This is a genomic window from Bartonella sp. HY761, from assembly GCF_026743145.1.
Taxonomy (GTDB): Bacteria; Pseudomonadota; Alphaproteobacteria; order Rhizobiales; family Rhizobiaceae; genus HY038.
Genome location: NZ_CP104887.1, coordinates 1,441,483 through 1,455,032 on the forward strand (window position 1 = coordinate 1,441,483; position 13,550 = coordinate 1,455,032).

9 protein-coding genes and 1 pseudogene are annotated in these 13,550 nt (G+C 39.0%); 9 read left to right on the forward strand and 1 reads right to left on the reverse strand.

Annotated elements, in window-relative coordinates; translation table 11 throughout:
• Window positions 1–271 precede the first annotated feature (271 nt).
• The 4 genes from cobA to cbiB all read left to right on the forward strand — a co-directional run bounded on the left by cobA (window position 272) and on the right by cbiB (window position 5,037).
• Window positions 272–1,060, forward strand: a complete 789-nt coding sequence (cobA, locus tag N6A79_RS06170; RefSeq protein WP_268547393.1) for a uroporphyrinogen-III C-methyltransferase — start codon at window positions 272–274, stop codon at window positions 1,058–1,060.
• Window positions 1,061–1,184: 124 nt separating this feature from the next.
• A complete protein-coding gene (locus tag N6A79_RS06175) occupies window positions 1,185–2,480 on the forward strand; it encodes a cobyrinate a,c-diamide synthase (protein WP_268547394.1) in 1,296 nt (431 codons plus the stop codon).
• A 255-nt stretch (window positions 2,481–2,735) separates the two neighbouring features.
• Window positions 2,736–3,965, forward strand: coding sequence for an MFS transporter (locus tag N6A79_RS06180; RefSeq protein WP_268547395.1), 1,230 nt, complete (start codon window positions 2,736–2,738; stop codon window positions 3,963–3,965).
• A gap of 82 nt (window positions 3,966–4,047) precedes the next feature.
• The gene (gene cbiB / locus N6A79_RS06185; protein WP_268547396.1) at window positions 4,048–5,037 is read left to right on the forward strand and encodes an adenosylcobinamide-phosphate synthase CbiB; all 990 of its coding nucleotides are present in this window, start codon (window positions 4,048–4,050) and stop codon (window positions 5,035–5,037) included.
• Window positions 5,038–5,044: 7 nt separating this feature from the next.
• Here the strand turns inward: cbiB and N6A79_RS15885 are convergent.
• A pseudogene (locus N6A79_RS15885) lies at window positions 5,045–5,170 on the reverse strand (IS6 family transposase); the annotation flags it as partial.
• 202 nt (window positions 5,171–5,372) lie between these two features.
• On the opposite strand from N6A79_RS15885, the gene N6A79_RS06190 reads away from it, so the two are divergent.
• From N6A79_RS06190 to N6A79_RS06210, 5 genes are all read left to right on the forward strand, one after another.
• Window positions 5,373–5,819, forward strand: coding sequence for a hypothetical protein (locus tag N6A79_RS06190; RefSeq protein ID WP_268547397.1), 447 nt, complete (start codon window positions 5,373–5,375; stop codon window positions 5,817–5,819).
• Window positions 5,820–5,978: 159 nt separating this feature from the next.
• On the forward strand, window positions 5,979–7,544 hold the full coding sequence (locus N6A79_RS06195) for a Do family serine endopeptidase (protein WP_268547398.1): 1,566 nt from the start codon (window positions 5,979–5,981) through the stop codon (window positions 7,542–7,544).
• A gap of 184 nt (window positions 7,545–7,728) precedes the next feature.
• The gene (locus tag N6A79_RS06200; protein WP_182419348.1) at window positions 7,729–8,403 is read left to right on the forward strand and encodes a response regulator transcription factor; all 675 of its coding nucleotides are present in this window, start codon (window positions 7,729–7,731) and stop codon (window positions 8,401–8,403) included.
• A gap of 8 nt (window positions 8,404–8,411) precedes the next feature.
• A complete protein-coding gene (locus tag N6A79_RS06205) occupies window positions 8,412–9,809 on the forward strand; it encodes a sensor histidine kinase (RefSeq protein ID WP_268547549.1) in 1,398 nt (465 codons plus the stop codon).
• Window positions 9,810–10,316: 507 nt separating this feature from the next.
• Window positions 10,317–13,262, forward strand: a complete 2,946-nt coding sequence (locus N6A79_RS06210; RefSeq protein ID WP_268547399.1) for a bifunctional [glutamine synthetase] adenylyltransferase/[glutamine synthetase]-adenylyl-L-tyrosine phosphorylase — start codon at window positions 10,317–10,319, stop codon at window positions 13,260–13,262.
• Window positions 13,263–13,550 lie beyond the last annotated feature (288 nt).

Genomic DNA, 13,550 nt, shown 5'->3' on the forward strand with positions numbered 1-13,550 from the left:
CAAGCATTGTTAAGCAGCTTTAGTAATTTTTCTAAAAATTAATTGATTAATATGTGTAGCTCATTCAATTAAAATTGGAATATTGGTGTGGTCTGTGTTTTCAACTGTTGAGAATACATTGAAAATGTTTTAGATGGCACACTGGTTTTGTACAAATTCCCTTTTATTTAATTGCAAAAGACCAATATTAATGGGAATTGGATTTCATTCCTTTTTTGTGTATTTGTGAAGTTTTTAATAGCTTTGATTTGAAATAGGTTTATGTAAAATAATGTTTGATGGGGCAATAGCGCAAAAGCTGAATCTACCAAAATTTTTGCCCGGCGAGGTTTGGTTGGTTGGAGCAGGTCCTGGTGATCTTGGATTGCTGACACTTCATGCCCTCAATGCGATAGCGCAAGCTGATATAATTCTTTATGATGCATTGGTTGATCTTTCCTGTTTGGATTTTGCAAAATCTGATGTGATTTTACAATTTGCTGGTAAACGTGGTGGCCAACCTTCATTAAGTCAAGAACAGATCACAAAGGATCTTATCAATCTTGCCCGTAATGGCAAACGTGTTTTGCGATTAAAGGGGGGAGACCCGTTTGTTTTTGGTCGAGGGGGAGAAGAAGCACTTGCCTTGCATCGTGCCGGAATTGTTTTCCGTGTTGTTCCTGGCATAACCGCGGGCATCGCCGGTCCAGCTTATGCGGGTATCCCAATCACTAGCCGTACAACAAACCAATCCGTAACTTTTATTACAGGGCATGATGCAGATGGAAAAGCGCCTGCTAATCTTGATTGGGGCGCAATAGCAAGGGGTTCGCAGGTTATAGTTTTTTATATGGCATTGAAGCATTTAGCTGAAATTGTAGAAAAACTTCTTAATGCTGGGCGCAAGCACACTGAGCAATTGGCATTTATTTCCAATGCAACGACTAAAAGGCAAAGGGTTATTATTACAGCTTTGGGTGAGAGTGTTGATAAAATGTTGCAGGAAAAAATATCAGCTCCAGCAATTATTGTATTAGGTCCCGTAGTTGATTTTGCATCTGTCTTAAATTGGTTGCCATAAATATTGTTCAAAATACGTAACCTTTATCTATTAACAAAATATACAACCAAACTAGCCTACTTATGGATCGGACTAGGTTAAACTAGTAATTAAATCAATATGTTTGTGTTTAGGGGATTATGATATGAAGGGCTTCATGTTGGCATCGCCCCATTCGGGCGCAGGTAAGACCGTATTGACAATGGCTATTTTGCGGAAATTGTCTCGAGATGGTTTAGCCATTTCACCGATAAAGGTGGGACCTGATTATATTGATACAGCCTTTCATGAGGTTGCATGTCATAGCACTGGAAATAATCTTGATTGTTGGGCGATGCGTGATGATTTGGTAAGTGCTTTGTCAGCTAGGGCAATTGAAGGAGGGCGTTTACTTATCGCCGAAGCAATGATGGGGCTGTTTGATGGCGCCCTTGATGGTACTGGCTCTGCTGCGGATTTTGCTCGCAGGCTTTTATTGCCAATTATTTTGGTTGTTGATTGTTCTAAAATGTCGCATTCTATTGCGCCACTCGTTTTCGGCTTTAACAATTTTTCTGATGATGTTTATATTGCCGGGATTATTCTCAATAAAGTTGGTAGCGCTCGTCATGAAAAATTGCTGCGTAATGCGTTGGCGCCTCTTGGCGTGAACATCCTAGGTGCCATTGGGCGCAGTGAAAAATTGCATATTCCAGATAGGCATTTAGGTCTTGTTCAAGCCCATGAGATGCAAGAAATTGATAAATTTATTGAAGAAGCTGCAGACTTTATTGAAACATCATTAAACTTTGATGATTTACTTTCACTTGCTAAGGCTACTACCGATCCAGATTATAGTGCTGGAGTGCCACGGCTCGAACCGCTTGGCCAACATATCGCTATTGCTCGAGATAACGCATTTCGCTTTACTTATGCTCATATTCTTGCGGGATGGCAGCGACAAGGTGCTTCACTTAGTTTTTTTTCACCTCTTGAGGATGAGACACCAAGTAAAGATGCTGATGCAATTTATTTGCCTGGTGGTTACCCCGAACTTTTTGCCGAAAAGCTCGCCCATGCAGCAAAATTTAAAAGTGCCCTGCAGCAAGTACAAAGCGATAATAAGATTATTTATGGAGAATGCGGTGGATATATGGTTTTGGGAGATTATATAGAGGATAAAAATGGCATTATGCATAAAATGCTTGGCCTATTACCTTTAACCACAAGCATAAAAAATCCAAAACTTCATCTTGGTTATCGAAAAATATTACCATTGTCAAAATTTCCTTGGCATCATCATTTGCGTGGCCATGAATTCCATTACGCAACGACGACCAGTGCTAAAGATACAGTACCTCTTTTTGCGATTGAAGATGCACTTGGTGAAAATTTGGGCGAGGTTGGTATACGTCACAAAAATGTGAGTGGTTCGTTTATGCATATTATTGATCGGGAATAAGTTTATCAAAATGCACTTTAATGATTATAATTTTTCTGAATTATTAAATTTAGTATTTGGCTGTCGATTTAGCGTTATTAATATTGGGAGTTAAATATTTTCGCATTTTACAAAAATTGTCATAATTGCGTTGCGTGATATGTTATATTAAATGCGTTGTCATTTTATTGATTTGCTCAAAGCTGCGTTTAATTATAACAAGTTAATTTTATCCCATTTAGTTCTATGTTTATTTTCTAGAAAAAAGGCGCCAAAATGGCCTTTAAAATCCACCATTTGTCCGCAGATCAATCTTTCGATGATAAAACCCGTAAATTGAGCCAATTGGCTTTTGCTATGGGCGGCTTTTCCATAGGCACTGCAGAATTCGTTATTATGGGCTTATTGCCAGAAGTGGCTAAAGCAACCAATGTTGATATGGCAACAGCGGGGCATTTCGTTTCGTTCTATGCCTCTGGAGTTGTTGTCGGTGCACCATTATTAGCGGTTTTGACGGCAAAAATGCCCCGAAAAATGCTTTTAATAGCCTTTATGATTTTTTATGCTATAGGAAATATTTTATCGGCTTGTGTCTCAACTTATGATCAATTTAGCATTTTGCGTTTTTTAAGCGGTTTGCCTCATGGTATTTATTTTGGTGTAGCAGCTATTGCCGCAGCCTCGATGGTTGAAGCACGCAAGCGAGCGCAAGCCGTGGGCAGTGTGATGCTTGGTTTGACGGTAGCAACCGTGATTGGAGCGCCCGGCGGTACTTTAATAGGACAATTATTTGGCTGGCGCATTGCATTTTTCCTTGTCGGTTTTTTGGCATTGTTTGCTGCTTTTTTGATATGGCGCTTTGTACCAAATTTGAATGCAGCTGCAGGTGCAAGCCCTTTACGCGAGCTATCCGCGCTGAAAAATGGTCAGTTATGGTTGTTTTTAGCCATTATTGCCATTGGTTCAGGCGGTTTATTCGCTGTGTTTACTTATATAAAACCAATTTTAACCGATGTGTCACACATCGATAAATTTTGGGTACCCTTTGTTTTACCTCTTTTTGGCGTTGGTATGGTGGCTGGTAATCTTATTGGGCCAAAAATTGCTTATCGCATGGGGCTTATGCCATCAATTTTTGTTACCACATTATGGGGAATTTTTGTATTCATAATCTTTGGTTTCATGGTTGAGAATGAATCTCTTGCAGTTATTGCCACATTTTTAATCGGTACATCTTTTATTAGCCAACCATCTGTTCAGACAAAAATAATCGAAGTCTCTGCAAATGCGCCAACTTTGGCAACCGCGCTTATGCAATCCTCTTTTAATGTCGCCAATGCTTTGGGGGCTTTTTTAGGAGGATTGGTTATCGTCTATGGTTATGGCTTAGAAGCAACCGCTTGGCTAGGTGCATTTTTGGTGTTTTTGGGTTTTCTTGTTTTTCTTCTTGCTTGGCATATAGAAAAGAAACAGATTATAAACGAAGATAAATCTAAAATTGATTAATTTTAAGGTTCGTTTTATGAAGGGGCGAGAAATTTTATAAAAATAAGTTGTCTTGCTAATCGATTGAAATGGATTACAATTATTGCAACATTATATATTTGTTTTGATCTTTGCCCTATTGATTGATGGTTTAATAGGTGATCCTAAATGGCTTTGGAAATATATTCCTCATCCTGTAATCGGCTTTGGAAAATTAATTGCTATTGGTGAAAGATTAGGTAATGATGAAAAATATTCTGATAAATTGCGTAAATTTAATGGCTTTATAATTATATTTGCGTTGTGTTTTATCGTCATTTTTATCGGGGCTCTATTACAATATATTTGTATGAAACTTGGATATTGGGGACTTGGATTAGAAATATTAATCCTTGCTTGTTTTCTTGCTCAAAAAAGTCTTTATGACCATGTTTTAAATGTTTATCGCGAATATATAGATCGTGGACTTGAAGGCGCGCGTTACGCTGTATCAATGATTGTTGGTCGAAATCCTAAAAATCTTGATGAACCTGCTATTTCTCGCGCGGCAATTGAAAGTCTTGCTGAAAATAGTTCTGATGGCGTTATTGCACCAATATTTTTTTATATTTTATTCGGACTTCCTGGTCTTTTATTTTATAAAATGGTCAATACAGCAGATTCTATGATTGGCCATAAAAATAAACGATATTTTTATTTTGGATATGCTTCTGCAAAATTGGATGATATCGTAAATTTTATTCCCGCTCGCATTACAGCCTTAATTGCGCTTATTGCCGCTTTTATAAAAAAAGGCCCTAAGGCATTTAAAAAATGTTTCATTAATATGATGCATGATGCCCCTCAGCATCGTTCACCTAATGGTGGTTGGCCAGAAAGTGTTTATGCCGCATTTTTAAATATTCAGCTTTCGGGTCCAAGAATTTATGACGATGTTGAAGTCAATGAACCATTACAAAATATCGATGGTCGTATTGCTAGTATGGAAGATATTAAGAGCGCGCTTGTTTTTTTTAAAATCAACATGGCGTTGGTTTTATTTTTTTCAATTCTCTTCTATGGCTTAATAATTGTTTTTGATGTTTTCTTATAAATATTCAACGATTGATTGTGCTATGATCGACCTTGATGCCGCGCTCCAATAATAGCTCTTCAATATCCCTATAGCTTAAACAATGATGCAGATACCAATTGATAGCTTGAATAATGATTATTGCATCAAAGTGCCCAACTATTAGAATTGGCTTTAAAATCATTCCTTGCCCAATCACTCCTTATATGCGGAAATAATTTATTCTTTAATCTTTTGAGCCACTATGTCTCTCTAAAAACATAAAAGCATAGTCTCAAGTTTTTATATTTTTTACTTTAACGCAGATTACGTATAATATTTGCGACAAGGCCGAAAATTAAGATAAGGAATATCCATTGGTTATATATGATTTTGTTTTTTCCAGAATTATTTCTGGCATTATATATGTGGATGATGATCCGACATGGAATGTAATTTTTGAACTTCAAGATGAAGAAAAAGAAGTTGAATTAATTAATTACGTTCAGCTTAAAATTGAAATACACCTATTAGAAGAAATTGGTCCAGATTATATAAATTCTAATAATATAAAAAATACTATATATTACTATATTAACTGTGTAAAATATAAAGACTTAGATCGAATGTTAAATGGAAGTTGGACTGCTTTTAAAGACTTTAAAATATTTATAAAAATTTTAGAAAATATTTATAATAAAATGGCTAAAGTGACGGGGGAAACAACATTAAGTTGTGATAAATTTATTTATAATGATTTGGCAATTAATCAACTTGATATTTTTCAAAATGAACATTTTTATAATGAATATATGACGTCATAATATCAACCTTAACAATAATTCATTTAATGGACATTGGTTGGTAAGGTTTGAAAATTTATAAAGGGTTCAAGACAAGTTAAGTTATTTGAATAATCATTCATTCTGCATTAACTTATAAAAAAATCATTTTAGATCCTTCGGATCAAAGGAGTTGAATAAATGACAAAGTTAAGCCGCTTTAGTTCTGCTCGTCGGTTTTTAGCAGCAGTTAGCCTATCAACTATAATGGCAGGTTCTGCTGTATTAAGTGGCCCGTTAGTTTTTTCGAATATGGCCCTTGCCGACCCTGTTTATGTTGAAGGTCCAAAGCAAATTGGCTTTGCAGATGTTGTTGATAAGGTAAAGCCTGCAGTTGTATCTGTTCAAGTTAAAAGCAATGTTCGTCCACAAGAGGCCGGTGGGCCATTTTTTGGGGGGCCTGGTTTTGATCAACTTCCCGACGATCATCCATTAAAGCGATTTTTTCGTGATTTTCAAGAAGATCCACGTGATCTAGATGGTCCACGTGGCCCCCATGCTAAACCTGGAAAACCAGGCAGACCAGATCCTAGAGGGCGTATGCGGCCGGTATCACAAGGCTCAGGGTTTTTCATTTCTGAAGATGGATATGTTGTAACTAACAACCACGTTGTATCTGATGGCTCAGCCTATGTTGTGGTGCTTGACGATGGAACAGAACTTGATGCTAAACTTATTGGTACGGATCCGCGCACAGATCTCGCTGTAATTAAAGTTAATAGTGATCGCAAGTTTTCTTATGTAGGCTTTGCTGATGATAGTCAAACACGTGTAGGTGATTGGGTTGTTGCTGTTGGTAACCCCTTTGGTCTTGGCGGCACTGTGACTGCTGGTATTGTTTCAGCTCGTGGTCGTGATATTGGTGCAAGTGTTTATGATGATTTCATTCAGATTGATGCCGCGGTTAATAAGGGTAATTCCGGCGGCCCAACTTTTAATCTTAACGGTCAGGTGGTAGGTATTAATACTGCGATATTCTCACCATCGGGCGGGAATGTTGGTATTGCTTTTGCAATCCCTGCCACAACTGCTAAGCAGGTTGTTAATCAGCTTATTGAACACGGTAAAGTACAACGCGGTTGGCTCGGTGTGAAAATTCAACCAGTTACCAAGGAAATTGCAGATTCTTTAGGGTTAAAAGAAACCAAAGGTGCGTTGATTGTTGACCCAATGGATGGACCTGCTGCTAAGGCTGGTATTAAAGCAGGTGATGTTATCATTTCTGTTAATGAAGAAGCAGTCAATGATGCAAGAGATCTTGCCCGTAAGATTGGCGGAATTGCACCAGATGAAGCCGTGACTCTTGGTGTTTGGCGCAATGGTAAACAAGAAAACATTAAGGTCAATATAGCAGCGATGCCAAGCTCAGAAAATGGTGGAGCAACGGCAGGTCAATCTAGCGGCGATGACGCAAAGCCTGGTGTTGAAGATTCCGATAGTTTGAGTGAATATGGTTTAACTGTAACGCCAGCCGAAGACGGCAAAGGTGTTGTAGTTACCGACATTGATAGCGAAAGCGATGCAGCCGACAAGGGCATACGTCCTGGTGACATCATCCGCCAAGTAAATAGTTTTAACGTTTCATCAGCTCAAGAAATTTCAAAAATTATTGATGATGCTATAAGGGCGGGTCGTTTAAACGTGGCTTTAAGGGTTGAAAATGAGCGCGGTTCGCGTTTTGTTGCAATTACTGTAAAAGGAAAATAAAAAATCCACAAAAAATTTGCCATGCTTAATTTAATGCAGTGGCGATGTTTTAAAACATTGATTGTTAGTGCGGGAGGGATCCCGCACTAAGTTATTTCTGATTTGTTTTTAAGATTATTAATCTATATTATGGGCATCTATCAAAGATTAATTTTCTTAACATTTAAATGAATGTGAGGCTTTTATGAAAATTCTGGTTATTGAAGATGATCGTGAGGCATCGCGCTATCTGGAAAAGGCCTTGAACGAAATGGGGCATCTGGTTGATGTCGCTGGCGATGGTGAAACTGGTTACACATTAGCAGAACATGGCAGTTATGATGTTTTAATTGTAGATCGCATGTTACCACGTCGTGATGGGTTATCAGTTGTTGCTGGTCTTCGCGCACAAGGGGTAGAAACACCTGTGCTAATTTTATCGGCACTTGGTCAGGTTGATGATCGGGTGACTGGTTTGCGAGCTGGTGGCGATGATTATCTCACCAAACCATATGCATTTTCAGAACTATTGGCACGTATAGAAGTTTTACAAAGACGTAAAAACCCTAAGGATGCTGAGACGGTCTATCGTGTCGGTGATTTGGAATTAGATCGCTTGTCGCACTCAGCAAGACGAGCAGGGCATGAAATTGCCTTGCAGCCGCGCGAGTTTCGTTTGCTTGAATATTTGATGCGCCATGCTGGACAAGTAGTAACTCGCACTATGTTGCTTGAAAATGTTTGGGATTATCATTTTGATCCTCAAACGAATGTTATCGATGTTCATATTTCGCGTTTAAGATCAAAAATTGAAAAAGATTTTGATAGTCCGCTTTTGCATACCATCCGTGGTGCTGGCTATATGTTAAAGGCTGCGTAATTTAAGTGTTGCTAAATATTAGAAATATTTTTCGTACTACCGCTGTGCGATTATCCGCACTTTTCATCTTGCTTTTTGGGCTTGTTGCTTTTGGTACTGTGCTTTATATGACTAAGCTTGCCTTTACTATGGTTCAAAACGAAACTAAGCTTGCTTTAGTAGAAGAAATCTCTTCAATTGAATCAGCCTATGAGCATGGTGGTATATCACTATTGGTTCGTACAATCGATCGGCGTTCTCGACAGCCTGGGGCGTTTTTATACCTTGTAACTGATCCAATCGGGCGAATTCTAGCCGGTAATGTTAGCAATATCGAACCGGGACTTTTGACAAATGCTGATAGTTTGAATGAACCGATTTATTATGGCCGCCTAGGTGATGGTAATAAAATAAATGATCATCAAGCCCTTGTCATGCTAATTGATTTGCCAAATGGCATGAAAGTAATGATCGGTCGTGATTTGGGGGATCCCAAAAAATTTGCTGAGGTTGTCCGCAAAGCTTTACTTTTTGCGTTTAGTGCCGTTGCACTAGGTACATTCTTGATATGGTTTTTTATTGGGCGGCGGGCTTTACAGCGCATTGATACAATTACGCTTGCATCGCGGAGTTTGATGGATGGTGATTTAACTGGCCGGCTACCTGTTTCAGGTTCGGGTGATGAGTTCGACCGTTTAACGGGTAACCTCAACATTATGCTAGAAAAGATTGAGGAGTTAAATGCGGGTCTGCGTCATGTGTCTGATAATATTGCCCATGATTTGAAAACGCCGTTGACGAGACTGCGCAATAAAGCCGAGCAGGCATTAAATCACGATAATGACGCTGAAAGTTATAAGGATGCATTAAATCAAGTATTAGATGAATCTGATCAGCTTATTCGTACTTTTAACGCTATATTGATGATTTCGCGGATTGAAGCAGGCAATACCATTGTCGAGCATAGTCGGGCTAATTTACGCAACATTGTTGAAGATGTAGCCGAACTTTGTGAGCCGGTGGCAGAAGAGGCCGGTGTTGCATTAACAATTGGAGCATTACTTGATGTTGATATTAATGCAAGCCGAGAGTTAGTTGCCCAAACTATTTTCAACCTCACTGATAATGCAATTAAATATGCAATTATTGATAATGATGCGCCGCAAATTACTATATCAATGGAAATGGTAGATGATGATCAAACCCGAGTGATCGTTGCTGATAATGGCCCCGGTATACCGGAGGGTGAGCGTGATAAGGTAACGGAACGCTTTTATCGTTTGGAAAAAAGCCGCACGCATCCAGGTTCAGGCATAGGCTTAAGCCTTGCAAAGGCAGTTATGAAATTGCATGGTGGAAGCCTGATATTTGAAGATGCAAAACCAGGTCTTAAAGCTGTATTAATTTTTCCACGTCTTAAAGATTAACTCTGATCGGTAAAAATCTAGGGTCAAGACCTATTAATTTGATGAAAATGGTATGAGGAAATTTTTGTGAGAACAAGGAGAAGAACCGCTGGAAATATAAATATTTTCAAGGGGCTTCGACAAAGTTATCGCGAAAATTTATCATATCCTGAAAGGACACAAAAACAGCTGTAATCTACTGCGTCGTAAAGCTCACTTAAGTATAGCACCCACCTTTCGCTTTCCTCCCCTTTATATCAAAAATGTAAATTTTTGCTGTTTATTGTGCCATTTCATTTAAATTAATAGGTCCTGACCCTAGCATAGCAATGAATAAAAGTTAAAAGCGTAAATTTTACGAATTTTCGTTTTAACTTTTGTTCTAAATATTTTAAAATGGCTATTTATATAGTTTTAAATTTGTGTTTTATTGTTTTTATAACATGAACGGTAAAATAATTAATTATTATGGGTTTTGCTGTGTTTTACCATAGATGGAACTATAATTAAAAACGGTTTGGATGAGACATGGGTCAGGATATTTTATCGTTAAAGCCATTTTTTTTAACAGATTTGAAATCGATAACGCCGCTTGACGAAAAGTCTAATTTTTGGCTAGGAGAATTGGCCAAAAATGCTCAGCAGCAAGAGCTGACTGGATTAATCCAATTTTTTAACTCATCAATACAGGCTACCCAATTTATTGGCGCTGTGATGACACTATCGCCTTTTTTGCGCGAAATAATATTAGCTAATCCGCAATTTTTATCGCCGTTATTGCTAACTGATATTAGAAGTCGTCTTGACAAGGTTTTAGACCATATTGCTAGTATTGACCAGCTTAATGATGTAAATGAAGCGCTACTGATGACGCAATTGCGTCGTGGGAAAGCAGAAGCACATTGTTTGATTGCCTTGGCAGATATTGGCGGGGTCTTTACCTGCGCAGAAACTTGCGACTGGCTATCTAAACTTGCTGAAATATCGCTAGGGGCCAGTTTAAGGTTTTTGCTACGTGAAGCTCACAATGCTAAAAAGCTTACTTTACCAGACCTGGATTATCCTGAAAAAGACTGCGGCCTTATCGTGCTTGGCATGGGCAAATTGGGTGCGGGTGAACTTAACTATTCATCTGATATTGATTTGATTGTTTTTATTGATGTTGCCTCACCAGCTATTAATGATCCTTTTGAATCCGTGGATATTTTTTCAAAAATGATGCGCCGGCTTATTCGGATCATGCAAGAACGTACCGGCGATGGTTACGTATTTCGCGTAGATTTACGTTTGCGGCCCGATCCAGGATCTACACCGCTAGCAATGCCGGTGGTTGCGGCACTTCATTATTACGAGGCACGCGGTCAGAATTGGGAGCGGGCTGCAATGATAAAAGCGCGACCAGTTGCAGGTGACATAGAAGCAGGTGATAAGGTTTTAAAAGAATTATCACCCTATATTTGGCGCAAATATCTAGACTATGCAGCTATAGCAGATGTTCATTCGATTAAGCGTCAAATTCATGCTCACAAGGGACATGGTGAAATTGCTGTTAAAGGTCATAATGTCAAGCTAGGTCGTGGCGGCATTCGCGAAATTGAATTTTTTGTTCAGACCCAACAGTTAATAGCTGGCGGTCGTTTTCCTGAATTGCGTGGTCGACGTACGGTAGAAATGCTTGGGGCATTGTGCGAACTTGGTTGGATAAATGAGGAAGCTCGCAACTCTCTTACTAAAAAATATGGTTTTTTACGCAGGGTTGAGCATGCCATTCAAATGGTTGGCGATGAGCAAACCCATATCTTACCTGAAGATGAAGAGGGTTTTCTAAGAGTAGTGCGATTATTAGGCTATGAAGATGCGCAAAGCTTTTCCAATGATTTTTTAAATACATTGAAAGCAGTCGAAGCTCATTATGCAGCCTTATTTGAGCATGAGCAAGAACTTGGCGCCGATATGGGTAACCTTGTATTTACCGGCGAGGATGATGATCCTGAAACGCTTGCAACCTTATCGCGACTTGGTTTTGAGAGACCTAGTGATATTTGCCGCACCATTCGTACTTGGCATTTCGGGCGTTATCGTGCCACCCAATCAGCAGAGGCTCGTGAGCGGTTAACGGAATTGACGCCATCGCTTTTGCAAGCTTTTGGTGCCACTAAACGTGCTGATGACGCATTGCTCCGCTTTGATGCTTTTTTGCAAGGTTTGCCGGCAGGCATCCAACTTTTTAGTCTATTAAATTCTAATCCTGCGCTTTTAGGTATGATCGTATTAATTATGAGTGCTGCGCCCCGTCTTGCTGATATTATTACGCGCAAACCTCATGTTTTTGATGGTATGTTGGATCCGACAACCTTTGCGCAGTTGCCGACTAAACCCTATCTTAAAGAGCGGCTTGATTTTTTCTTGGCACAAGCTATGTCCTATGAAGAAGTTCTTGATCGTTTAAGAATTTTTGCCGATGAGCAAAAATTTTTAATTGGTATCCGTTTGTTGACTGGCGCTATCGATGGAGAGCGAGCAGGGCGAGCTTTTACAGATCTTGCTGATCTTATGCTAACCAAAGCACTTGAAGCCGTAAGAAAAGAGTTCTCCCAAAAACATGGTGATGTGCTTGGTGGAGTTATTGGTCTTTTAGGTATGGGCAAGCTTGGAAGCCATGAACTGACTGCGGGCTCTGATGTTGATATAATATTACTTTATGATCATGATGAAGATGTTGATATGTCGCAAGGGACAAAGCCACTTTTTGTGACACAATATTATATGCGATTAACTCAAAGGCTAATTGCAGCTTTATCAGCGCCAACTGGAGAAGGGGTGCTTTACGAAGTTGATATGCGCTTACGACCATCTGGTAATAAAGGCCCACTGGCCGTGTCTTTTACGGCTTTTGATAAATATCAACGTAATGAGGCTTGGGTCTGGGAGCATATGGCTTTAACCCGTGCACGTGGTGTGTCCGGTGATGATAATTTTTTGGCAAAACTCGATGCTGAAATCGCGGGCGTTTTAAAATCGGCGAATGGAAAAGATGATATCGCTGCTGAAGTTGTTAAAATGCGCTTACTGATCGAAAAAGAAAAGCCGCCGATTAATAATTGGGATATTAAAACGATGGCAGGCGGCATTATCGATCTTGAATTTATCGCTCAATATGCGGTTTTGGCTGGCTATGCGCCTTATGAAAGTGGGAAAACAACTGGCGATGTACTTGCTATGATGAGTGATGAGTTTTGCTCGCCGTCAGACAAAGATCTACTGCATAATGCGTTTAAGTTTTATACAAATCTTAGCCAGACATTGCGTATATGTTTAAATGAAGATTTTGACCCTAAAACGATGCCACCCGGCTTTGCGGATGTATTACAAAGAGCGGTTAATGAGCCGGATTTTGCGCATATTGAAAATCTCATTAATGAAACATCCACTACGATACGTACTCTTTTTCATAAGTTGTTGGGGCCTTGTTGAAAACTGTAAATTAGGCGTGTTTATAGCTCAGGCAACTATTTTTAGGCATTATTAATCATAGTTGTTCTGAGGATCGTGTGCAAAAACGCAAATATTTTCTCATAGCTTTAATGAAAAATATTACATCAAAGTACCTGAATATTAATTTTGACTTTTAAAATTTTCTAGCGTTGTAAGCAATTGGTTCTTTAATTTTTGTATTATCTAAGCCTACCTTAATACAGGCAGGCCTCAAGATTTTAAAATGGTAAAATTTGTATATTTTTTACGTTAACGCAGAATAAAAAT